At 70.1% G+C, this 23,712-nt stretch carries 17 protein-coding genes and 1 tRNA gene; 9 read left to right on the forward strand and 9 right to left on the reverse strand.

What is annotated here, in order from left to right:
* Positions 1-62: 62 nt before the first annotated feature.
* The gene (locus tag ACF1CT_RS26225) at positions 63-1,157 is read right to left on the reverse strand and encodes a LacI family DNA-binding transcriptional regulator (RefSeq protein WP_391786407.1); all 1,095 of its coding nucleotides are present in this window, start codon (positions 1,155-1,157) and stop codon (positions 63-65) included.
* 62 nt (positions 1,158-1,219) lie between these two features.
* Positions 1,220-2,206, reverse strand: a complete 987-nt coding sequence (locus ACF1CT_RS26230; RefSeq protein ID WP_391786408.1) for a hydroxyacid dehydrogenase — start codon at positions 2,204-2,206, stop codon at positions 1,220-1,222.
* A 338-nt stretch (positions 2,207-2,544) separates the two neighbouring features.
* Here ACF1CT_RS26230 and ACF1CT_RS26235 point away from each other — a divergent pair, with 338 nt between their 5' ends.
* From ACF1CT_RS26235 to ACF1CT_RS26255, 5 genes are all read left to right on the forward strand, one after another.
* A complete protein-coding gene (locus ACF1CT_RS26235) occupies positions 2,545-3,558 on the forward strand; it encodes an ABC transporter permease (protein WP_391786409.1) in 1,014 nt (337 codons plus the stop codon).
* Between the two features lie 82 nt (positions 3,559-3,640).
* Positions 3,641-4,501 (forward strand): carbohydrate ABC transporter permease, encoded by an 861-nt coding sequence (locus tag ACF1CT_RS26240; RefSeq protein WP_391786429.1) that lies wholly within the window; start codon positions 3,641-3,643, stop codon positions 4,499-4,501.
* A 105-nt stretch (positions 4,502-4,606) separates the two neighbouring features.
* Complete coding sequence (locus ACF1CT_RS26245) at positions 4,607-6,280, forward strand: extracellular solute-binding protein (protein WP_391786410.1); 1,674 nt, start codon at positions 4,607-4,609, stop codon at positions 6,278-6,280.
* Positions 6,277-7,746 (forward strand): M1 family metallopeptidase, encoded by a 1,470-nt coding sequence (locus tag ACF1CT_RS26250; RefSeq protein ID WP_391786411.1) that lies wholly within the window; start codon positions 6,277-6,279, stop codon positions 7,744-7,746. Before ACF1CT_RS26245 ends, ACF1CT_RS26250 begins: the two co-directional genes overlap by 4 nt.
* Positions 7,743-9,962 carry a right-handed parallel beta-helix repeat-containing protein gene (locus tag ACF1CT_RS26255; protein ID WP_391786412.1) on the forward strand — a complete coding sequence of 740 codons (2,220 nt, stop codon included), beginning with the start codon at positions 7,743-7,745 and terminating at the stop codon, positions 9,960-9,962. Before ACF1CT_RS26250 ends, ACF1CT_RS26255 begins: the two co-directional genes overlap by 4 nt.
* A gap of 125 nt (positions 9,963-10,087) precedes the next feature.
* Here ACF1CT_RS26255 and ACF1CT_RS26260 read toward each other — a convergent pair whose 3' ends face one another.
* Positions 10,088-10,990, reverse strand: coding sequence for a transketolase family protein (locus tag ACF1CT_RS26260; protein ID WP_391786413.1), 903 nt, complete (start codon positions 10,988-10,990; stop codon positions 10,088-10,090).
* 86 nt (positions 10,991-11,076) lie between these two features.
* Complete coding sequence (locus tag ACF1CT_RS26265; RefSeq protein ID WP_391786414.1) at positions 11,077-11,778, reverse strand: transketolase; 702 nt, start codon at positions 11,776-11,778, stop codon at positions 11,077-11,079.
* A gap of 127 nt (positions 11,779-11,905) precedes the next feature.
* On the opposite strand from ACF1CT_RS26265, the gene ACF1CT_RS26270 reads away from it, so the two are divergent.
* Positions 11,906-11,979, forward strand: a tRNA-Pro gene (locus tag ACF1CT_RS26270).
* 692 nt (positions 11,980-12,671) lie between these two features.
* Here the strand turns inward: ACF1CT_RS26270 and ACF1CT_RS26275 are convergent.
* Genes ACF1CT_RS26275 through ACF1CT_RS26290 form a run of 4 tightly spaced genes read right to left on the reverse strand, consistent with a single transcriptional unit; the run spans position 12,672 to position 16,503 of the window.
* The gene (locus tag ACF1CT_RS26275; protein WP_391786415.1) at positions 12,672-13,883 is read right to left on the reverse strand and encodes a cytochrome P450; all 1,212 of its coding nucleotides are present in this window, start codon (positions 13,881-13,883) and stop codon (positions 12,672-12,674) included.
* A gap of 29 nt (positions 13,884-13,912) precedes the next feature.
* Positions 13,913-14,752 (reverse strand): phytanoyl-CoA dioxygenase family protein, encoded by an 840-nt coding sequence (locus ACF1CT_RS26280; RefSeq protein WP_391786416.1) that lies wholly within the window; start codon positions 14,750-14,752, stop codon positions 13,913-13,915.
* A 60-nt stretch (positions 14,753-14,812) separates the two neighbouring features.
* Positions 14,813-16,042 (reverse strand): beta-ketoacyl-[acyl-carrier-protein] synthase family protein, encoded by a 1,230-nt coding sequence (locus tag ACF1CT_RS26285; RefSeq protein WP_391786417.1) that lies wholly within the window; start codon positions 16,040-16,042, stop codon positions 14,813-14,815.
* Complete coding sequence (locus ACF1CT_RS26290; protein WP_391786418.1) at positions 16,039-16,503, reverse strand: acyl carrier protein; 465 nt, start codon at positions 16,501-16,503, stop codon at positions 16,039-16,041. The genes ACF1CT_RS26285 and ACF1CT_RS26290 overlap by 4 nt, the downstream gene beginning before the upstream one ends.
* A gap of 209 nt (positions 16,504-16,712) precedes the next feature.
* Between ACF1CT_RS26290 and ACF1CT_RS26295 the strand changes: the two genes are divergently transcribed.
* On the forward strand, positions 16,713-17,870 hold the full coding sequence (locus ACF1CT_RS26295) for a cytochrome P450 (protein ID WP_391786419.1): 1,158 nt from the start codon (positions 16,713-16,715) through the stop codon (positions 17,868-17,870).
* 261 nt (positions 17,871-18,131) lie between these two features.
* Here the strand turns inward: ACF1CT_RS26295 and ACF1CT_RS26300 are convergent, their stop codons facing one another.
* Complete coding sequence (locus tag ACF1CT_RS26300) at positions 18,132-18,440, reverse strand: hypothetical protein (RefSeq protein WP_391786420.1); 309 nt, start codon at positions 18,438-18,440, stop codon at positions 18,132-18,134.
* Positions 18,441-18,847: 407 nt separating this feature from the next.
* Here ACF1CT_RS26300 and ACF1CT_RS26305 point away from each other — a divergent pair, with 407 nt between their 5' ends.
* Together ACF1CT_RS26305 and ACF1CT_RS26310 are read left to right on the forward strand one after the other, a co-directional pair.
* Positions 18,848-19,063, forward strand: a complete 216-nt coding sequence (locus ACF1CT_RS26305; RefSeq protein WP_391786421.1) for an MbtH family protein — start codon at positions 18,848-18,850, stop codon at positions 19,061-19,063.
* 124 nt (positions 19,064-19,187) lie between these two features.
* The coding region (locus ACF1CT_RS26310) for a condensation domain-containing protein (protein WP_391786422.1) at positions 19,188-23,712 on the forward strand (4,525 nt) is incomplete at its 3' end.

Genomic DNA, 23,712 nt, shown 5'->3' on the forward strand with positions numbered 1-23,712 from the left:
GAGGGGAGGGCGAGTTACTGTGATTTTCTATGGTCGACTGCGGACGGGATGGGAGTAACCGGTCACACCTTGTTGGACCGTTTGCGCCGTGCGGCGACGGAATCGCGTACTACGATGTGGGTGCCGAGCCGCAGCGCACCCGTGGTCGGCTCGCGCCATTCGTCCTCGTCCCCGCTGTTGACGGCGAGCCGCACCGCCTGGCGCCCCATCTCCTCCAGCGGTACGTGGACGGTGGTCAGCCGCGGCCGCAGTTCCTGGGCGACGGGGATGTCGTCGTACCCCACCAGGGACACGTCCTCGGGCACCCGGACTCCGGCTTCCTCCAGAGCCTGCGCGGCGCCGGCCGCGACCATGTCGTTCGCGGCGAAGACCGCGGTGAAGTCGGGTCCGTCCCGCAGCAGCTCCGCCATCCGCCGGTACCCGAAGCCCCGGCTGAAGGCGCCCGGACGGACGAGTTCGGGGTCCGGGGCGACGCCGCGCAGTTCCAGGGCACGCCGGTGTCCGGCCAGCCGGTCGCGCGTGGTCGAGAGCCTCGGCGGGCCGCCCAGGTAGAGGATCCGCTCGTGTCCCTGCATCAGCAGGTGGTCGGTGATCGCGAAGGCGCCGCCCTCGTTGTCGTACTCGACCGACGCGGTGGGGACGTGGTCACCGATCGGTGGCCTGCCGCACAGCACGAGCTTCGAACCGCCCGCGTCCAGGTCGTGGGCCCTGCGCGCCAGTTCGCTGGTGTAGCCGCGGTCCGCGAGGGAGCCGCCGACCACGACCACCGCGTCCGCCCGGCGTTCGTGCATCAGGTCGATGAAGGCCAGCTCGCGCTGCGGGTCGCCCTGGGTGCAGCAGACCAGGCAGAGCCGCCCGCCGAGCGCCGCCTCGCGCTCCACACCGCGCGAGATGTACGCGTAGAACGGGTCGATGAGTTCGTTGACGATGATGCCCACGGTGCGATTGGACACCCCGGCCAGCGCACGGGCGTGGGCGTTGACCACGTAGCCCAGTTCGCGCATCGCTGTCTCCACCCGCTCCCGAGTCGCCTCGGCGACCGGGTAGTTGCGGTTGAGCACACGGGAGACCGTGGCCGTCGAGACTCCTGCGCGCCGCGCGACGTCGGTGACCGTCGCACGGCGTTGTCCGTCCGCGGCTGTGCTCTGCCGGCGCATCCGGCTCACCCCCTGGTGGCTGTTGTGTGACGCAGAGCCTAGAGCCTGCTCGGGGCCGGGGTTCACGCGATCCTTCCCAGGTCGGCCGGGTGCACCGGGTGCGCGAAGGGCACGCCTCGCGCGTAGCGCGCCAGTTCCTCCACGGCGAGTTCCCCGAGCCGGCCCACCTCGTTGCCCTGGGCGCCCGCCAGATGCGGGGTGAGGAACACGTTCGGCAGGTCCCACAGGGGGTGGTCGTCCGGCAGCGGTTCGGGCGAGGTCACGTCGAGCACCGCGTCGAGCCGGCCGCTCACCAGGTGGCCGGTCAGTGCCTCGGTGTCCACCAGGGGCCCGCGGGCGGTGTTGACGAGCAGGGTTCCCGGGCGCATCAGGCCGATCCGCCGGGCGTCGATGATGCCCCGGGTCTCCGGCGTGTCCGGGGCATGGACCGTCACCACGTCGCTGGTCGCCACCAGGGTGTCCAGATCGGTGGGGGTCACGCCGAGGAGTTCGGCCTCCGCCGCGTCGAGGTACGGGTCGTAGAGCAGCACCTTCGCGTCAAGTACCCGCAGCAGCTCGACGACCCGGCGGCCGATCCGGGACGCCCCGACGACGCCGACGGTCAGGCCGTGGGTGCCCAGCCAGTGCTGACGGTCGAGGTCCGCACCGGTGCGGTGGGTGCGCCGGGCGCGGAAGAGCCCGGCCAGCGGGAAGACCCGCTTGGCGCCCATGATGATGGCGGCCAGGGTGAACTCGGCGACCGGCACGGCATTGGCGGCCGCGGCCGAGGAGACGACGATCCCGCGATCGAACGCGGCCGGGGACAGGAACGTCTTCACCGTGCCGGCCGCGTGGACCACGGCGCGCAGCGCGGGCGCCCGGTCCAGCAGCGCGGCGTCGACGGGCGGGCAGCCCCAGCCGGTGAGCAGCACCTCCGCCTCGGCCAGCACCGCGGCGGCCCGCGGCGAGTCGAACTCACTGATCACGGAGGGCTGGAGGAGATCGGCGACCTCCTCCAGGCGGGCCCGTACCGGTGGTGGGAAGACGTCGTCGAGGAGCCGTGGGCTCATGACCAGGGCCGTGCGAGGCCGTCGTGGGGGCGGTGCCGCAGCATCGCTACCGGAATGAGCCGGTGCCTCTTCGGTGGTTCGCACCCTGCCTCCGGATAGTAATCGCGTTCTATGGGATGACCGGAACGCTAGGGAGCGTGGCGGCCGACCGTCAAGCTCACACGTCAGTCAACTGCCCTTTTCTTTCGTATTTGTGCCTTTTCGTCACTCCGAATTCGATCATTGAGGGCCGCTGGCGCGACGACTTTCAGCCGTTCCCTTGACGCTTGGGTTAACCGCTTACTAACTTGCGGCCCCAGAAGGCTCACCACGCGCCACCCAGCCGAACAGGACGCTCCATGGCTGAAACAGCACCCCCCTTGCCGCGGGAGAAGCGGCGGCCGAAGGCCGAAAAACCATCTCCGCCCACCGGCCCGGCCGCCGTCGTACAGCACCGGCTGACACTCCGGCAGCGGCTGAAGCGGGACCGGGTGATGCTGCTGCTCACCCTCCCCGGTCTGCTGTACTTCGTCGTCTTCCACTACGTGCCGCTGCTCGGCTACGTCGTGGCGTTCCAGGACTACCAGCCGTACCTCGGCTACATGCACAGCGCGTGGGTGGGATTCGCCAACTTCACCGCGGCGTTCGGCGAGCCGGCCTTCTGGTCCGCCACGTTCAACACCCTGGAGATCGCCCTCGTCCAGCTGGTGTTCTTCTTCCCGATCCCGGTCGCGCTGGCCCTGCTGCTCAACAGCATCACCAGCGACCGCGTCCGGCGTTTCGTGCAGAGCGTCGTGTACCTGCCGCACTTCATCGGCTGGGTCATCATCGTCTCGATCTTCCAGCAGATCCTCGGCGGTGCCGGCCTCCTGCCGGACGTGCTCGACGGTCTGGGACTGCCGCGCTACGACATGATGAGCGACCCGGACGCCTTCCCCTGGCTGCTCACCCTCCAGGTGGCCTGGAAGGACGCGGGCTGGGGAACGATCATCATCCTCGCCGCGCTGCTGAACATCGACAAGCAGCAGTACGAGGCCGCCGCCATCGACGGCGCAGGCCGCACCCGCCGCCTGTGGCACGTGACCCTGCCGGGCATCGCCCCGGTGCTCATCCTGCTGCTGATCCTCAACCTGGGCCAGATCCTCTCCGTCGGCTTCGAGCAGGTCCTGCTCCAGCGCGACGCGGTCGGCCCGGACGCCGGTGAAGTCCTCGACACCTACGTCTACTACCACGGCATCAAGGACAACGACTGGGGCGTCGCCGCCGCCGTCGGACTCGTCAAGGCGGTCATCGGCACCGCACTCGTCCTGAGCGCGAACAAGTTCGCCCACCGACTCGGCCACGAAGGGGTGTACCGCGGTGCTGACCGCTGAGAAGACGCGCGCCACGACGCCATCCACCGCACCGGAGTCCCCGGCCCCCGCCCCCCGGAAGTCCGACGGCCGACCGCCGTGGATGGAACGGCCGAGCCGCCTCGGACAGTTCGCCAAGGGCCTCGCCATCGTCGTGGTCGTCCTCGCCGTCGCCTACCCGCTGGTCGGCGTGATCGGCACGAGCTTCGCCTCGCAGACCGACATCATCAAGAGCTCGGGCCTCGTCCTGTGGCCGGACCACCCCACCCTGGACGCCTACCGGACCATCTTCACGGGCGGAGTCGTCACCCGCGCCCTGATCGTGTCCGTGGGCATCACCGTGTTCGGCACCCTCGCCAGCCTGCTGGTCACCGTCGGCATGGCGTACGGGCTCTCCCGCCGCGACGTCACCGGCTCCCGTTTCATCCTGATGACGGCCCTGTTCACGATGCTCTTCAACGCGGGCATCATCCCGAACTTCCTGCTGGTCAAGGGGCTCGGCCTGTACGACACCTACGCGGCGCTCGTCATGCCCACCCTGGTCAGCGCCTTCAACCTGGTCGTCCTGCGGTCCTTCTTCATGAACCTTCCGGAGGAGCTGTACGACGCCGCGAAGGTGGACGGCGCGGGGGACTTCCGCATCCTGGTGCGGATCGTGCTCCCGCTGTCCAAGGCAGTCCTCGCGGTGATCAGCCTCTTCTACGCGGTGACGTACTGGAACGCCTTCTTCAACGCGCTCCTGTACCTCAACGACTCCGACAAATGGCCGCTGCCGATGGTGCTGCGCACCTACGTCCTGCAGGGCCAGAGCCTGAACGCGGCCTCGGCCGGCGAGGTGCTCGCCCCGCAGCAGGCCGTCCAGATGGCGGTCCTGGTGATCGCCGTCGTACCGATCCTCTGCGTCTACCCGTTCCTCCAGCGCTACTTCACCAAGGGCGTGCTCACCGGCGCCATCAAGGGCTGATCGCGAGCCCACGCCAGCGGGGCCGAGCACGGCCCCGCGCCATCACGGGGCTGAACGCAGCCGCCGCCCCCCACTCCTTCCCTCCCCTCTCCCAAGGAGATCCAGGTGTCGAGCTCCACCCCCATCAACCGCCGCACACTGTTCCGCCTGGGCGCGGGCGTCGGCCTGGGACTGGCCGCCGCACCGCTGCTCGCGGCCTGCGGCGACGGTGCGACGACCGCGAAGGCGGAGGCCAAGAGCGCCTCGCTGCTCCCCAACTCCGCGGTCCGCAACATCGGCCTCAAGCCCGACCTCCAGGGCACCGCCGCCGGTGTTCCCCAGGGCTTCTTCAGCTACCCGGCCAAGCCGCTGCGCGCCACGAAGGAGACCCCGCTCAAGGGGGCGAAGCCGATCAGCGCGACGCTGGAGACCTTCTCCCCGCCGCCGCCCGCCCGCGGCAAGAACGCGGCCTGGCAGGAGATCGAGAAGCTCCTCGGCGGCCGGGTCGACGTCACCGCCGTTCCCGCCGACGACTACGGCACCAAGTTCTCCACCATGATCGCCAGCGACAGCCTGCCCGACCTCTTCATGTACCCCGAGTCCGGCGGCGTCGACAACAAGGCGGCCTTCCTCCAGGCCAAGTGCGCCGACCTGACCCCGTACCTCGCCGGGGACAAGATCAAGGACTACCCGAACCTGGCCGCGATCCCGAAGGGCGCCTGGCAGGCCGCGATCTTCGGCGGGAAGCTGTTCGGCATCCCGATCGCCCGCACCGGCACCGGCGGCGCCGGCTTCTACCGCCACGACCTGTTCGAGGAGGTCGGCGTTACCAGCCTCGACCAGATCACCGGCCTCGACCGGTTCGTCGAACTCTGCAAGGAGCTGACCCGGCCGAAGAAGGACCAGTACGCGATCATCGCGGGCGCCACCACGATGCTCGCCATGTCGGCGGGCGCGCCCTACGCCTGGCGGCTGGACGAGAAGACCGGCAAGTTCACCTCCGACCTGGAGACGCCGCAGTACCGCAAGGCCGTGGAGACCGCCCGGCTGCTGTACGAGGCGGGCTGCTACTACCCGGGCACCCTCCAGATGTCCGGGGCGCAGAAGGCCCAGTACACGGACATGTTCAAGAACGGCAAGGGCGCGTACGTCTACGACGGCATGCCCACCTACCTGACGCCCGGCGTCGGCTACATCGCCACCATGGGAGCGATCAACAAGAAGTACGACCCCCGCCCCTTCGTCCCGGTCGGCAAGGACGCCATCTCCTGGATGGACAACCTCAAGCTGGAGAACACCCACGTCAAGAAGGCGTCGGAGGAGCGGGTCAGGCAGGTTCTCGCACTCGCCGACTTCGCCGCCTCGCCGTTCGGCAGCCAGGAGTACACGCTCATCAACTACGGGGTCGAGGGCAGGGACTTCACCCGCGACGCCAAGGGCAACCCGGCGCTCACCAAGCAGGGCACCCAGGACGTCACCGTGCCCTGGAAGTTCATGGCCTCAGGCGTTCCCGCGGTCTTCAGCGCCGACTCGGAGCAGGGCGTCCGCCACGTCCACGAGGCGTTCATGAAGATGATCCCGATGATGGAGCCCGACCCGACGCTCCAGTACTCCTCGCCCACCTGGGACTCCAAGGGCTACGGCAGCCTCTACACGCTCAAGCAGGACGCGCTCAAGGACATCGTCGCGGGCCGCAAGCCGATGTCGGCCTATGACCAGCTCGTCAAGGACTACCTGGCCAAGGGCGGCGAGAAGGCCCGCGGCGAATTCGAGGAAGCCTTCCAGAAGGGGAAGAAGTGACGACGACACGACGCACGGTTCTCCAGCTCGGCGGCGCGGCGGCGGTGGCCGCCGTCGCCGTACCCGCCCTCGGCTCGCCCGCCGCCGCACAGCCGCACGGCTTCGACCCGAAGCCCGGCTCCGACGGCGTCGGCGACCCGCTCTTCCCGACCCTCGGCAACGGCGGCTACCAGGTCGTCCACTACGACCTCACCTTCGACTTCACCCCGGTGACCTATGACTTCACCGCCGTCGTGAGGATCGACGCCAAAGCCACCCAGGACCTCTCCGCGTTCAACCTGGACACCGACGGCCACACCATCGACGCCGTCACCGTCGCCGGCCGCCGCGCCCGCTGGGAGCTGTCGCCCGGCCAGAGCGGCCAGGAACTCACCGTCACCCCGGCCCGCCCGCTCCACCGCGGGCAGGCCTTCACCACCGAGGTGCGCTACCGGGGCAACGGCAAGGCTCCCCGGCTCGGCCTGACCGGCTGGAAGTTCGGCAGCGACGGCGGATTCGCCTCCGCCGCCCAGTCCTCCCGCGCCGACACCTTCCTGCCCTGCAACGACACCCCGTCCGACAAGGCGACCTGGACCTTCCACATCAGCGCCCCCCGGGGATACGTCGCCACCGCCAACGGTGAACTGCTGTACAAGTCCCCGCGCGCCGACGGCTCCACGGTCTGGCACTTCGCCCTGCGCGAGCGCATGGCGACCGAACTCATCGGCATCGCCGTCGTCAGGGGCACCTACCTGTACGGCACCAGCCACCGGGGACTGCCCCTGCGGCACATCGTTCCGCAGGGCCAGGAGGACACCTACGGGCCGATCGTCGCCCGCACCGCCGACCATCTCGCCTGGCTGGAGGCGAAGTTCGGCCGGTATCCGTTCTCCGTCTACGGCGTCCACATCTACGACGGATACACCGACGCCCTGGAGAACCAGACTCTCTCGCTGTTCTCCACCAACTGGTTCAAGCCCGACGCCAACGGCCGCCCCGGTTACGAGGCCACCATGGTCCACGAGCTCGTCCACCAGTGGTTCGGCGACTCCGTCACCCCGCACGACTGGCAGCAGGCCTGGCTCAACGAGGGCCCCGCCGTCTACTACGCCGGACTGTACGCCGAGGAGCGCGGCTGGTCGGTCCTCGCGGACAAGATGAAGGCCGTCTACGCGAAACTCGACGCCGTCCGTGCCACCGACGGCCCGCCCGGACTGCCCAAGGAACTCGGCGGCACCAACATCTACGACGGCGGTGCCCTGGTCCTGTACGCCCTGCGCATGCGCGTCGGGCAACGGGCCTTCGACACGGTCATGCGCGAGTGGGTGAAGCGCTTCAGGGACTCCACGTACACCAGCGAGGCGTTCATCCGGCACACCGTCGACGTCACCCGCGACCGTTCCCTCGACCCGTTCCTGCGCGACTGGCTCTTCGGAGCCGTGAACCCGCCCATGCCCGGCCACCCCGACTGGAAGGCGACCGCGTGAAGCGCCGCACCCCGAACGTCGTACGAGGAACCGCCGCCGCCACCGCCACCGTCGCTGTCCTGACCGCTCTCCTCGCCGCCCCGACGGCGCAGGCCGCCCCCGGCGCCCGTACCCTGTACGCCGCCCCGGGCGGACACGGCACCGCCTGCACGGTGACCCGCCCCTGCACCCCGCAGGGCGCCCGGGACCGGGCCCGCACCGAGACCGGGCGCGATGTCCGCGTCCTCCTGAAGGACGGAACGTACCGCCTCAGCGAACCCCTGAGGCTCGGTGCCGCCGACTCCGGGAGGAACGGCCACACCGTCACCTGGACCGCCGCCCCCGGCGCCCGCCCCGTCCTCTCCGGCGGGCGGGACCTCACCGGCTGGCGACACAACACCGACGGCACCTGGACCGCCGACGTCCCGGCCGGAGTCACCCCGCGCCAGCTCTTCGTCGACGGCAGGCGCGCCGTCCGTGCCCGTGGCGAGGCGTGCGCGGCGAGCACCTGCGACGCCACCACGACCGGCATGACCGGCGCCACCGCCACCGGCATCGCGGACTGGAAGAGCCCCACCGACGCCGAGGCCGTCATCCGGGTCCGCTGGCGCAACTACCACTGCCGGATCACCGGCGTCGTCGGCGATGTCATGACCTTCGCCCAGCCCTGCTGGACCAACTCGGCGAGCGGCACGAACCGCACCGGCCCCGCCTGGGACTCCACCGCCGTCGACTCCACCCGCTACAGCGGCGTCGCGTACTTCGAGAACGCCGCCGAACTCCTCGACGAACCGGGCGAGTTCGTGTGGAGCGCGCAGGACCGCACGGTCACCTACCTGCCGCGCGAGGGCGAGAACATGCGCCGCGCACAGGCCGTCACCCCGCACACCGAGCAGCTTCTCGTCATCGACGGCGCCCACGACATCACCGTCAGCGGCATCGGCTTCGCCTACGCGGCGTACCGGCAGCCGGACACCGACGAGGGCTACGCGGGCATGCAGGCAGGGCTCACCCTCACCGGCGCCACCGGCCCCGTCGACCACGCGGGCCGCTACTACACCAAGCCGTCCGCCGCGCTCACGGTCCGCGGCGGACGGCACATCGACATCGACGGCGCCAGGTTCGACAGGCTGGGCGGAGCCGGCGCGATCCTCGAATCCGGCACCAAGGACAGTTCCGTCACCCGCTCCTCCTTCAGCGACCTCTCCTCGGGCGCGGTGTACGTGGGTGACACCGAACCCCTGCCCGGAGCGGCGCTCACGGGGGAGCGGAACACGGTCGCCCGCAACACCATCACCCGCACCGGAGTCGAGTACACCGACTCCGTCGGCATCTGGGCCGGCTACGAGGCCGGGCTGACCATCGACCACAACACCCTGGAACACCTTCCGTACTCCGGGATCTCCGTCGGCTGGGGCTGGAACCAGCCCGAGGCCCAGAAGTCCGTGCTCCGCGACAACCGGGTGACGAACAACCGCATCACCCACGTCATGGAGGTCGACAAGACCCAGCACGACGGCGGCGCGATCTACACCCAGGGCGCGCAGCCCGGAACGGTCGTCTCCGGCAACTACATCAACCGTTCCGCCTTCGGCAACACCGAGCGCGACGGCAACGGCATCTACCTCGACGAACAGTCCTCGCACATCCTCGTCGAACGCAATGTCATCACCCGCATCGGCTACAAGTGGGTGTCCAACTGGGCCGACTACGGCATCCGGAACACCGCCCGGGGCAACTGGACCGACACCGCCGCACCCGCACTCGGCGGCGAGGGCTCGGTCATGGCGGACAACCACGCCGGTCTGGACCGGCTGCCCGCCGAAGCGCTCGCGGTCGCCGCCCGGGCGGGGGCGAACGGCGGCCCGGTCGAGCAGCTGCGCACCGACCTGGCGCGGGCCGGGACGGCGTCCCAGTCCTCCACCGAGGGCACGGCCGTCGCGGCACTCGCCCTGGACGCCGACACCAACACGGACACCCGCACCCTGTCCGAGGCGGGAGCCCGGTGGCAGGTCGACCTCGGTGCCCGCAAGCGCGTGCGGCAGATCGAGATCTGGAACGACGCCTCCGCCACGACGGGCGACTTCGACGTGGTCACGGACGACGCGACCGTCCACGTCGACGGCAAGGCGCTGCGTCCGACCGTCCTGAACCTCGACAGCAGGACCCGCACGGTGCGGATCGTGACCTCCGGCACCGGCCGTGTGGCACTCTCCCAGGTGCTCGTCCACCCCTGACGCCCGGTCCGCCCCCGCCGAAGTGAGCGGGGGAGAGCTCTCGGCAACGCCCGCCGGCCGCCGGTCATCCCGACCGGCGGCCCCCGGACGTCCGGGGGCTCACCCGGTTCCGCCGTCCGCCCCGGTCACCGGGGTACGAAGGCCCCGATCCGCTCCCGCAGTCCCCGCGGGTCCAGGCCGTGGGCGGCCAGGTGCTCGTCCATCTCCCCGTACGCGCGCAGTTCCGCCCGTCCCACCCCGAGCCCCAGCACCCGGTGCGGCAGATCGGCGAGGGCGTCATTGGCCGCGGCCGTGGACGTACCCGCCAGGTACGGTTCGACCACCACCACGTCGGCGGCCCCGCGGCCACCGACCGCCCGCCGCAGCCCGGCCGCGTCGAACGGGCGGATCGTCGTCGCGTACAACACCGTGACGTCGAGACCGTCGGTCGCCGCGAGCACGTTGTCGAGCATCGGACCGACCGCGATCACGGTCCCGAGCGTCCCTTGCCGCACCGTGGTGAACCCGCCCCCTTCCCCGAGCGGGCGGGCCCGGTCGTTCGACTGGAGCGACAGCCGCACGTACACCCGCCCGTCACCGTTCGCCGCCTGCCGCAGCAGCGCCTCGGCCTCGTCGGGGTGGCCCGGGACGTGGACCGTCCAGCCGTCGAGGGTGTCCATGAGGGCGACATCGCCCGGCGACATATGGGTGAACCCTCCTGCCGGCCAGTCGTACGAGGCCCCGGCGCTCACCAGTACCCCGCTCACCCCCTGATGGCCGAAGTCCAGCTTGACCTGTTCGAACGGCCGCTCCACCAGAAAACTGGCGAAGGTGTGCACGATCGGTCGCAGTCCGGTGAGCGCCATCCCGGCGCCCGCCCCGACCAGTAGCTGTTCCCTGATTCCCACGTTGACGACCCGGTCCGGATGGTCGCGCAGGGCCGGGTCGAAGCCGTCCCGGCTGATCTCCGCCAGCACCAGTGCCAGACGGGGGTCCTCGTCGAGCAACCGCGTCACGGTCGTGATGAATCGGTCACGCATCGTGTCCATGTGAGCTGTCCTTCTCTCGGTCCGTGGCGCCCGTGCCCTCGTGGCCGTCGTGTCGTCGGCCCCCGGGCCGGGCCGCGCCCGTGTGATCAGTTCTTGGGGTCGACGTGTGCGACCACGGCCCGCGGCCGTCCGGGGTGCGGTGCGGTGAAGGCCGCGTACAACGCCTCGTGATCACGGCCGTCCACGGACGCGACCGACCATCCGGCGACCTCGAACCGGGCCGCGATCCCGCCGGTCCGCGCATACGACGCGGAAGCGTTGTCGATCACCACGGTGTGCAGCTGCTCCAGCCCGGCCGGACCCGCGTACGCGATCGCCTCGTGGTTGCTGCCCTCGTCCAGCTCGGCATCCCCGACCAGCACCCACACCCGCGGATCGGTGAGTCCCTGTGCCCGGAGGCCGAGTACGCTCCCGACGGCCAGCGGCAGCCCGTGGCCCAGCGAACCGCTGCCGATCTCGACACCCGGGACCAGCGTCCGGTCCGGGTGGTGCCCCAGCGGCGAGCCGTACGTCCCGAAGCCGGGCAGCAGCTCCTCGCCGAAGAAGCCGCGCGCGGCCAGAACCGCGTAGTACGCCATCGGGCCGTGCCCCTTGGACAGCAGGAAACGGTCGCGGTCGGGTGCGTCGACGGTCCCGGGCGTGACCCGCAGCACGCGCTCGTACAGCACCCAGAGGGCGTCCAGCGTGGAGGTCGCCGCGGGACCGTGTTTCTCGTCCCCGGTCATCAGGCTCATCAGCCGGTTCATGTCGTCGTAGGTGCCGGTGGCGGTGCCAGTCGTCCTCGTCATGCGTCCAGCGTCGAACATCAAGCTTGGTTGAGGTCAAGCGCGACAAAGCGGTTCGTGACCACCCGTCCGAGTGCGGTATTGTTCTCATGCGCGTTCGGCCAGGGGAAAACCCAGGTCAGACGGGTATCGGGACGTGGCGCAGCTTGGTAGCGCACTTGACTGGGGGTCAAGGGGTCGCAGGTTCAAATCCTGTCGTCCCGACTGGAGACAGTCGCAGGTCAGGGCCGGTTTCGGAGGTATCCGAAACCGGCCCTCGATCATTCCTGGGGATCAGCGGGGGACAGACGTCCTCGACCGGGGGCAGCGGGTCACGACGGTCGGACTCGGCGGCGCCCGTGGTGCGTGCGGCGCGCCGAGGTGGGCGGAGAGCCGCCCCGACGGCCGTGACCTGTGTGCGCTCGGGTGCAGACAGCGCCGACACGCAGAGGTCCAGTGTTTTCGGCCCCGGGCCGAACGCGTTTCGAGATCGTCATGAGAGGCGGCCCGTGAGGGGCTGAGCGGTGCGTCGGCGGCGCAGGATCGAGGAGTCCGCCCTCGGGCGAGCGGCGAGGTCACTTCCTGAATACCGCGCGTCGGTCGGGAGAGGCGCTGGGGCATCGGCGGAGAGGACATGACGGCGGGGAGCAGTGCCGCACGCGGCCCCTGCTCGTGACACGGTTCCGCGTTGGCCATGACTGTTGTCGGGTCATTGCGCGGGTACGGCTGTTCTCCGGGGAGTACGGAACACCGGACGGATTGGTGGAAGAGCCCGGAGACGGGCGACGCAGTTCGCGAACGGAGAACGTGTGCGGCGAATTCCGGGCCGGAAGCAGCGACGCGCCTTCCCTGTCGCTCATTGACCGGCGTCTCGTGGAGTTCACCCGTCGGTCAAAGCGGCAGGGGCGGCGTTCCTGTCACGTTGAGGCCAAGGAGACGGGCAGTCGTTCAGGGCCGTTGACCACGATGGAACTCAGCAGGGTCGGCTCGCCGTCAAGCTCGATGTTGATTGACTGGGCAAGCAACTCGTTGTACAGGTGGCGTAGTTCGACGCGGGCGAGCATGCTGCCGACGCAGAAGTGCTCCCCGAAGCCCAGTGCCAGGTGGCGGTTGGGGCTGCGGCGGATGTCGAAGCGGTCGGGATCGGGGAACACCGACTCGTCGCGGTTGGCCGAGGGCAGCCAGAGCGCGACGCGGTCGTTGGCAGCTATGTGCCGCCCGCGTATCTCCACCGGCCGTGTCGCGGTGCGCATGATGTGCGTCGCGGTCGAGGTCCAGCGCAGAACCTCCTCGACCGCGGAGGGCAGCAGGGCTGGATCGTCTCTGAGGGCATGCCACTGGCCGGGGTGGTGCAAGAACGCCAGCATGCCGCCGGACGCGGCGATGCGCGTGTTCTCGGTACCGCCGACGAGAAGGTTGTCGCAGTTGAGGATCACGTCGTCCGGGGTGAGGGGCTCGCCGTCGATCTCGGCCGTCGCGAGGACGCTCACCAGGTCGTTCGTGGGGTTCTTCGCCTTGTCCTCCCGCAGGGCGTCGAAGTACCCGAGGATGTCCAGGTGCGCGAGGCGCTGCGTCAGTGGATCGCCGGCCCCGAAAGCATCGCTGGTCAGCGTGAACAGCCGTTCCCAGTCGGCGCCGGGGATCCCCATCAGCTTGCAGATCACATAGAGCGGGACGCGGGCGGCGATGTCCGCGACGAAGTCGCATGCGCCCCGTTCGAGGGCCTCGCCCACCACACGATGCGCCACCTCCCGGATGTCCTGCTCGATGGCGCGCACCGACCGGACCGAGAACCACTCGTCCACGAGTCCGCGCAGTTGCTTGTGGCGAGGCGGATCGGTCAGCGCGAGGGTGCGCCCGCCGCCGGGGTCGGCGCCGTGACTGCGGGGGCGCAGCAGAATGCCCTGGGCGGAGCTGAACGTGGTCGCGTCCCGGTAGGCGGCGCGGACGTCGTCGTACGTCGTCAGGGCCCAGAAGCCGGGGAGGTCGGTCGGCTCGTGCCAGTACACAGGCGCGTTGGCGCGGAGCCAGCGCCACTGGACGAACGGGTCGCCCGTCGCGTAGAGGTCCGGGTCCACGAGGTTGATCTGCGGTTGCTGCCCGGCCGGTCGGATCGGTTCGGTCGCCATGTGGATGTCTCGCAATTCTGCTCGGCGCTTCAGTACGACACCAGGTCGAGGCGCTCGTCGGCGCGGCGCTGCACCGGTGTGGTGTCCCGGGAGACCAGGAAGGCGGGGCGGGCGGGGTGCGCGGGGGAGTTGGCGACGGCGTTGTACGTGATGAGCAGCAGCGCCCGGTGATCTGGCGACAGGTTGTTGGACGAGGAGTGGACGATGCTCGGGTGGAAGACCTGCACGGAGCCGCGCGGCCCCGTGAAGACCTTGCGGCCGTGCTCGGCGGCCAGGGCCTGCGCCCGGTCGTCGTCCACGGTATGGGTGAGGTCCGCCGACACATGCGAGCGCCAGTCGGACTCCGCGCCGTCCGTGCGGCCCTCGGGAAGGTCGAGCAGACCCAGCCGGTGCGAGCCCGGTATGGCGGTGAGCGGTCCGTTGCCCTCGTGGACATCGTCCAGGGAGACGGCGATGTTGACGGCGTCGGGGCTCGGCATGCCGTCCTCCTTGTGCCAGAACGAGAAGTCCTGGTGCCACGGCCAGGCCGCCCCCTCGTGCGCCTGCTTGAGGTTGACCTTGAACTGGTAGACGTAGACGGGTCCGCCGGCGAACTCCTCCGCGAGTTCCACAAGCCGGGGCAGGCGGACGAGGGCCGCACACACCTCGTCGAAGGCGTGGCAGCCGTGGATGGCCCGAACTGTGCCGCTGTCCTTCTCGTGCACGACCTCGGGCCGCTGCTCACGGCTGATGGAGAGCACGCGCTCCCGCAGCAGCGCGACGGCGTCGTCGCTGAAGCGGAACGGCGGCTCGCACCAACCGTCCTTCTCGTAGGCGTACTTGAGGTCGGCGAGCGAGTTGACGGCAGCGTTTGCCGCGGTGCTGGCCATGGACACGAATCTCCTGGGTGACATGGGGAAGGGGCGCGGGCCGTGCGCGGCCGGGGTGTGTCAGGCGGAGGCGAGGACGAGGGCGGCGTTCTGGCCACCGAAGCCGAAGGACGTGCTGAGCGCGTTGGTGGCGCACACGTCCCGGGGCTTGTCGGCCACCAGGTCGAGCCCGGCCGCCGCGTCGTCCACCCGCTCCAGATTGGCGGTGGGCGGCACCTGCCGGTTCGCCAGCGTCAGCAGGGTGAAGGCCGCCTCCATGGCTCCGGCCGCGCCCAGGGTGTGTCCGGTCAGGCTCTTGGTGGCCGTCACCGGCGGGGCGTGCGGGAACACACGGGTGAGCATGCCCGCCTCCGCGATGTCACCGAGTGGCGTCGCGGTGCCGTGGGCGTTGATATGCCCGATGTCGGCCGCTGTCAGACCGGCGTCGGCGAGCGCCGTGCGCGTGGCGAGCTCGGTGCCGCGGCCCTCGGGGTCGGGTGTCGTGTAGTGGTGGGCGTCGGCGGAGGCGCCGTACCCGGCGACATGGCCTCGGACGCGCGCCGAGCGAGCCCGCGCGTCCTCGGCCCGCTCCAGGACGAGTATGCCCGCGCCCTCGCCGAGCACGAAGCCGTCGCGCTCCGCGTCGAACGGGCGGGAGGCCGCGGCGGGAGCCGCGCCGCGCGTCGACAGCGCGCCCATGCGGCTGAAGCCGATGCTGGCGATCCGTGCCCGGCCGGATTCGGCGCCACCGACGATCGCGATGTCGCAACTGCCGGCCCGCAGCAGATCCCGCCCGAGGCCGATGGCAGTGGCGCCGGATGCACAGGCCGTGCTGACGCTCAGGCTCGGGCCGCACGCGCCCAGGTCCGTGCTGATCTCGCCGGCCGTGATGCCGGTCAGGCAACGGGAGATGAACAGCGGCGACACGCGGGAGTGATTCTCGGCGGCGAAGTGCTTGGACTGTCTGTCCCAGTGCTGGGTGCTGGTGCCGCCCACGCCGAGGATCACCGCGACCCGCGCCCCGTCCCAGGACTCCGGGGCGAGCCCGGCGTCGGCCACGGCCTGCCGGGCGGCGACGATCGCCATCTTCGCGTAGGGCTCAAGGCGCCAGGAGAGCGCGCGGCCGAGCAGGGCGTCCCCGTCGAAGCCGGGCACGGCACAGCAGAAGTCGACGGACAGGCCCTCCAGAAGGGAGTCGGTGGCGGCGGTCGAGGCGCCGGCCAGCAGCCCCGCCCAGTTGGCATCGACACCGATGCCGAGCGGGGAGACCAGGCCGAGGCCGGTCACGGCCACTGCTGAGGAGGCGTTCACGAGGAGGCCTCGGTCCGGCTGCTCATCGCCGCCTCCACGAGAGCCACCGCCTCACCGATGGTGCTGTCCGGCGTCAGCTGCAGCGGGGGCACACCGTATTCCTCGTCGAGGATCACGGAGAACTCGACGAGCGCCAGCGAGTCGATCTTGAGCTCGACGAAGGTGATGTCGGAGGTGATGAGAGATTTCTCGATGCCCAGTGCATCCGAAAGGCGCTGGAATATCTCGTCATGGGTACTGGACATCGGGGTTTCCTTCCGAGAATGGCCCGACAGGATGCGCGTCATCGACTTTCGGTGCATGCGGGTTCCGGTCAGAATTTCGATGGAACTCCAGCATTCCGTGATGTGTGTGGAAATGGGCTGAGTATGTGGCAGCCGCGACAATTCGCGCATGAGTCCTTGTGCAACCATGAAATTGCGGTCGGTCGTCTCCTGCCGCTTCAGACCTGGTCCGGTCACGATAATCGTGACCCTAGACCACGGATCTCCGTCGTGGCAAGCAGTGATGTGCCGAGGTATTCGGCGTTATCGTTCGCCTGCACCCTTCACCAGGCATGATCGGCTTCGGGGGTGTTCCGGTTTCATCCGGCGATATATGAATGAAAGCGAAGTGATAGGCGGCCGGTGCATTGTGCCCGGCGACGTGTCACGATGGGGGATGTGCAGGGATGCCGAATTCCAGAGACGTACTCGATGGGCTGCCGGTCGGCCCGCTGCCCATTCCCTGTGACCCCGAGGGCGCACCCCCCGTCCAGTGGATGCACATGCCGAACGGAGTGGGCGTCTGGGCGGTCTCCGACTACCACCTCGCCCGCCAGGTGCTCGCCGACCCGCGGTTCAGCCGCACGGCCGCCGTCGCGCCCGACGTGCCGAAGGTGGCCAGCATCGACCCGTCACCCGACTCCATCGTCAGCCTCGACGGCAAGGAGCACGCTCGGCTGCGCAGAATCGTGGCGGGGGCCTTCACCGAGCGCCGCATCAGCGCTCTCGGCCCGTTCATCGAGACCCGCGCCGGCGAGCTCCTGGACGCCATGGCCGCAGGTGGGCGGTCGGCGGACCTGGTCGCCGATCTTGCCGCACCGCTCCCGCTCAGCGTGCTCTGCCACATGCTCGGCGTCCCCGAGGCCGACCGCGAGAGCTTCCGGGAGTGGGTACCGGTCCTCTTCGACCTCGACGGAGAGGGTGCCGAGAGCCGCACCCGGGCGTTCCTCATCACCCACTACATGACGAAACTCATCGGCAGCAAACGCCGGGAGCCCGGCGGCGACCTCATCAGCGCCCTGATCCAGGCGGCCGACGAGGAAGGGAAGCTGACCAGCCGGGAGCTCGTCACCCTCTCCCTGGCGCTCCTCATGGCCGGCTACGACTCCACCGCCGACCAGATCACCCTCGTCTTCCTCAGTCTGCTGCACGACCCCGCTCGCGCCGCAGCCCTGCGCGCCGACCCCGGTCTCGTCCCCGCAGAGGTCGAGGAACTTCTGCGAACCAACCCCTCCGCGCCCCTCAGCTTCAGTCGCGCGGTCACCGAACCCCTCCAGTTGGCGGATGTCACCATTTCACCGGGAGAGCCGGTCCTGGTATTCCTCATGGGCGCGAACCGAACCCGCGACGTTTCAGGAAACCCCGCCGGAAACCCTCACCTCACTTTCGGTCGCGGAGTGCACCGCTGTCTCGGCGCCCCGCTTGCCCGACTGCAACTGGCGACGGTCGTCCGCCTGACCCTCGACCGCTTCCCGCACCTCGCGCTCGCCGAAGACATCGACGGTCTCGACTGGAAGCCCGCCGCGGCGACCCGCGGCCTCAAGTCCCTTCGGGTGCACTGGTGATCCGTTCGCCAGCTCGGCCACCCCGGCCGCGCCCGCCCGGCCGCGCGCGGCCCGCGACTACCGGCTGACACCCCAGGAACCCCCGGGGAGCCACGCCGGGCAGTGGCCCGCCGCGAAGAGCAGGCGCACCGGACACACCTGCCCGGCGATTCCACCGGACAGGGGCGAGCGGTATCTCGACACCGTCCACCGGGAGAACTGGATGGAAGGGACATGCGGCCGCGAGGCGCTGAGGCCCGGGCGGCCGGATCCGACCGGGCGTCAGATCAACCGGATCCGACTCCGTTGGGCCTCGTCCAGAGTGGCCGCGTAGCAGTACGAGGCGCGGCCCGTGGAGAGCAGCGGCGCGTTGCGCACCCCCGCCGCGTACGAGGAGTGGCAGGCCGCGAGGACTTCCGGACCCTCGATGTGCCGGTCCACCGATCTGGCGTACAACTTGCCCGCCGACGCCGCCTCCTGCGCGGTCAGCTCCAGCAGTTCGACACCGTCGCGACCGAGCAGCCCCTGCACGGCGGTGCCGACGCCGGACCGATGAGGTTTCGTGCAGTATTCATCCCAACAAGTGCGCATGGCACAGGAAACCGCAAAAGTGACTGCGGGTATCACGAGGCGGAGTTCTCCGGCGCTCGTGGCCGCTTTGACGGAGGACGCGGCCGATGAGTGGCCGACCGCGATCTCGTACAGGGCAAAGGAATCGGGTACTGCGCACCCGTCCGATGTTCCCAGAAGGTCGTGCAGCTTCACTGATGCTCCCCTCGGTCTCAGGGCAGTTTGTGTGACGGAGGGTCAAAGGATAGCTGTCGAAGGCTCCGAGGAGACCCCCGCTCGCACATGAGAATCAGAGAATTACCGCGCGATATCGAAGTGATGAAAGCCCGTGGTGGGATGGGGTCCTCGGGCTTGTGAACACGGCCGGGCCGGCCACGGGGCCGCCCTCTCCACGGCGCCGGCCCCTCTATCGAAAACGAGGTTGTGGTGTGACGAACCCCTTTGACGACACCGAGGGAAAGTTCCTCGTCCTCATGAACCAGGAGGAGCAGTACTCGCTGTGGCCCAGCTTCATCGAGGTGCCCGAGGGCTGGCGGACCGTCCTTGACGAGACGGACCGGAACACCTGTGTCGAGTTCATCGAGAAGAACTGGACCGATATGCGGCCCAAATCCCTCCGGGACGCAATGGACGCGCGCGCCTGAGGAACGAACGCCGAGCCAGGACGGGCCACCCGTGCGGTGACGCCCGCCCTGGCTCGCTTCTCTTTCCTCCCCTTCCTTCCGTTCCTCCCTTTTCGTCGTTCACAACTCATGGGGCAGGTAGCAGGTGTCTGACGCTCAAACCACTCGTCGGCCGTTGTCCGCCGCGCAGCACGGTGTCTGGTTCGCCCACCAGCAGGGGCTCACCGACCTGGACTTCGGTCTCGCGCAGTGCGTCGACATCAGCGGCGGGGTCGACGCGGACCTCTTCAGGGAAGCCGTCGGCGCGGCCCTCACCGAGGCCGAGGCCCTGCGCGTCCGCTTCACCGAGGATGCCGACGGCGTGTGGCAGACCCCCGTGCCCGTCCCCCGGGACGCCCTGACATGCCACGACGTCTCGGCGGAGCCCGACCCCGCCGAGGCCGCCCTGCACTGGATGCGCGAGGACCGTGCCCGGTCCGTCGACCTGCTCGCCGACCGCCTCTACGACCTTGCCCTGTTCCGCCTCTCACCGGACCGCCACCTCTGGTACACGCGCGCCCACCACGCCGTCATCGACGGCCACGGCGCCACAGTGTTCACCCGCCGCGTCGCCGAGATCTACACCGCCCTCGCGGAACAACGTCCCCGCGAAGACTCGACGTTCGGGACCCTCGCCGCCCTCGTCGAGGAGGACGACGCCTACCGGTCCTCGCCGGACTTCGCCGAGGACCGGGCGTACTGGGATGCCCAACTCGCCGACCGTCCCCAGCGGTTCAGCCTGTCGCGCCGCACCGCCACCTCGCGCGGTTCCTCGCTGCGCGCCACCACCCGTCTCGCCACTGACCTCAACGACGACCTCGTCGCCGCCGCGCGCACCGCCCGGACCCACTGGTCCGTGGTCCTCACGGCCGCCGTCGCGCTGTACGCCCACCGCATGACGGGCGCCGACCGCATCACGCTCGGCTTCCCCGTGACCGCCCGCGTCACCCTCACGGCCCGCCGTACCCCCGGCATGACCGCGAACGTCGTGCCGCTCCGGCTCACCGTGGGTGCGGACGACGACTTCGGGCAGCTCGTCGCGCACACCACCCGGGCCGTCAAGGAGGCACTGCGCCACCAGCGGTACCGCCAGGAAGACCTCCAGCGCCACTTCGCGCCGTCCCCCGACGCCTCCGGTTCCTTCGGGCCTCTGGTCAACATCATGGGACTCCAGGACGGCCTCACCTTCGGCGGGCACCCCGGCAAGCTCCTCAACCTCGGCAACGGCCCTCTCGACGACCTGGCCTTCGACGTCTACGGCACAGCACGCGGCGAACAGCTCGTCATCCACCTCGACGGCAACAAGACCCTTTACACCGCCGACGAACTCACCTGGCACCTCGCCCGGTTCGAGCACACCCTTGCCGCGGCTCTTGCCGAGCCGGACCGCGCCGTCGGCAAGCTGGACATCGTGTCCGCCCAGGAGCGGAGGCTGCTCCTCGACGCCTGGAACACCACGGCCGCGCAGGAGCGGACCGCGGCGCCGACGGAGCGGATCGCCGAACTGGCACGGCGCACCCCGGACGCGCCCGCGGTACTCGCGCAGGACGCCGTTCTCTCGTACGCGCAGCTGAACGCCCGTGCCAACCGGGTCGCCCAGTTCCTCATCGAGCACGGCGCGGGCCCGGAACGCACCGTCGCCGTGGTCAGGAACAGGTCCGCCGACTGGCCCGTGGCGCTGCTCGCGGTGGCGAAGGCGGGAGCGGCGTGCCTGGTGCTGGACCCGGAGGCCGATGCGGGGGCCGACGCGTGCGCCGACATCCTGGAGGCGGCCCGGGCGGTGTGCGTGCTCACCTCCGTACACGCGCCAGGACCGGTGGAGGGGCAGGTGACCCCGACCCGAACCCGCATCAGCCTGGGCGAGCCCCGTACCGAGGAGGCGCTGGCCGACCGGCCGGACGCCGACATCACCGACGCGGACCGCACCGCGCCGCTCATGCCCTGCCACCCCGCGCAGGTGAACCGCTCGACTGGCCTGACCAGCACGTACGCGGCCCTCGCCAACCAGCTCTCCTGGCTGCGGACCCGCCATCCGCAGGGCCCCGGCGACCGCGTCCTGCAAGGGACCGCGCCACTGTGGGAGTGCCACTGGGCGCTGGACGGCGGGGCGACGCTCGTCGTCCCCGATCGCGCGGCGGCCCCGCGCGACGCGGCCCGCGTCGCCGCCGACCTGGCCGCGGACATCGTCACCCGGCGGATCACGACCCTGCATACCACCCCGACCGTGCTCGCCGCCCTTCTCGCCCACCTCGATGAGCCGGGCACGGAGACGTACCCCTCCCTGCGCACCGTCGTTTGCGACGGCGAACCCCTTTCGCCTCATCTCGTCGCACGCTTCGAGGAGGTACTGACCGGTACCGCCCTGTGTACCGCGTACGCTCCCGTGGAAACCGCGGTGCACGCCACGGCCGAGGACGCCGAGACCGCGGCCCAGCTCGGTGGCGCCTCGATCGGCAGGCCCGTGCCCGGAACCCGGGTCTACGTCCTGGACGCCTCACTGCGCCCGGCACCCGTCGGCGTGACCGGTGAACTGTACGTGGGCGGACAGCAGTGCGCCCGCGGCTACGCGGGCCGTCCCGGGCCGACCGTCGAGCGACTTGTCGCCGACCCGCACGGTGCGCCGGGGGAGCGGATGTATCGCAGCGGCGACCTCGCGCGCTGGCGTGCCGACGGAAGCCTCGAACTCGTCAGCCACACGGTGGAGTGCGGAGGTGTCGCCGAGCCGCGTACGGAGGTCGCCGCCGCCGTCGCCACCCACCCGCACGTCGGTCAGGCGGTGGCCGTCGTCCGCGAGGAGGCGGACAGGGGCGCCGTCACCACCGCCTACGTCGTGCCGCCGGCCAGGGCGGAAGCCGACCCGGAGGCGATCCGGCTCCATGCCGCCGAACGCCTGGGCGAGGCGCAGGCGCCGACGGCCGTGGTCGTGCTCGACGCGTTCCCCGTCACTGCCCGGCACACCCTGGACCACGCGGCGCTGCCGCTACCGGCCCCCACGGCCGCGAGGACCCGACGCACCGCGCGAAATCCGCGCGAGGAAGTGCTCTGCCGTGCGTTCGCCGAGGTCCTCGGCGTCGACACGCCGGGCATCGACGACAGCTTCTTCGAGCTCGGTGGCCAGTCCCTGACGTCGATCCGGCTGCTCAGCCGGGTCCGCACCGAACTCGGTGTCGAGCTGCCGGTGCGAGCCCTGTTCGAGGCACCCACCGTCGCCCGCCTTGCACGGCGTGTCGACGAGGCCGAACAGGCCACCCGCGTCGGCCTCGCCCCCGCGGCGCGCCCCGACCAGCTCCCGCTCTCCTTCGCGCAGCGTCGGCTGTGGTTCCTCAACCGCCTCGAAGGGGCGGCGTCGACCGCCTACAACATGCCGTTCGCCGTGCGTCTCACCGGAAACCTGGACCGCGAGGCCCTGGCCGCCGCGCTGCGGGACGTCGTCGTCCGGCACGAGTCGCTGCGCACGGTCTTCCCGGAGGGCGCGGACGAAGCGCCCTACCAGAAGATCCTGGACCCCGACGAGATCCCCGCCGGCCTCCTCGCTACCGCCCCCGCGACCGCCGGCGACCTTCCCGGCCTGCTCGCCCGCGCCGCCGACACCTTTGACCTGACCCTCGAACTCCCCTTGCGCGCGACGCTGTTCACACTCGACGTGACCGAGCATGTGCTGTTCCTGGTGATGCACCACATCGCCGGCGACGGCTGGTCGATGGTCCCCCTCGCACGGGACCTGGTGACGGCGTACGAGCTGCGCGTGGCTGGGGAGTCCCCGGACTGGAAGCCGTTGCCGGTGCAGTATGCGGACTACACCCTGTGGCAGCACCGCACCCTCGGCGACGAGAACGACCCGGAGAGTCAGATCTCGCGTCAACTCGCCTACTGGGAAAAGGCGTTGGAGGGCATTCCCGAGCATCTCGACCTGCCCGCGGACCGACCCCGCCCGACCCTGGCCTCCCACCGGGGCGAGAGCGTGCCGGTCGAGATCGGCCCCGAGACGCACCGGGCCCTGGCCGCCCTGGCCCAGGAGAACGAAGCCAGCCTCTTCATGGTGGTGCAGGCCGCACTCGCCGCTCTGCTGTCGCGGATGGGCGCGGGAACGGACATCCCCATCGGTACGCCGATCGCGGGGCGTACGGACGAGGCGCTCGACGACCTTGTGGGTTTCTTCGTGAACACGTTGGTGCTGCGGACGGACCTGTCCGGTGATCCCACGTTCCGTGAGCTGGTGGGGCGGGTGCGGGAGACGGACCTGGCGGCATACGCCCATCAGGACGTGCCGTTCGAGCACCTCGTGGCGTCCCTCAACCCGGTCCGCTCCATGGCGTCCCATCCGCTGTTCCAGGTGATGCTCGCCTTCCAGAACAACGCTGCGCCCCACTTCGAGCTCCCCGGCCTCACCACGGAGATCGACCAGTTCGACACCGGGTCGTCCAAGTTCGATCTGGTTCTGAACATCACCGAGTTGCGTGATGGTGGTGGTGAGGCCGCGGGGTTGGTGGGGGTTCTGGAGTTTTCGACGGATTTGTTTGATCGGGGGACGGTTGTGGGGTTGGTGGAGCGGTTTGGTCGGGTGTTGGCGGGGGTGGTGGTTGATGCGGGTGTTCGTGTGAGTGGTCTGGAGGTGTTGTCGGAGGCTGAGC

Source organism: Streptomyces sp. NPDC014734 (assembly GCF_043083325.1).
In the GTDB taxonomy this organism is placed as follows: Bacteria; Actinomycetota; Actinomycetes; order Streptomycetales; family Streptomycetaceae; genus Streptomyces.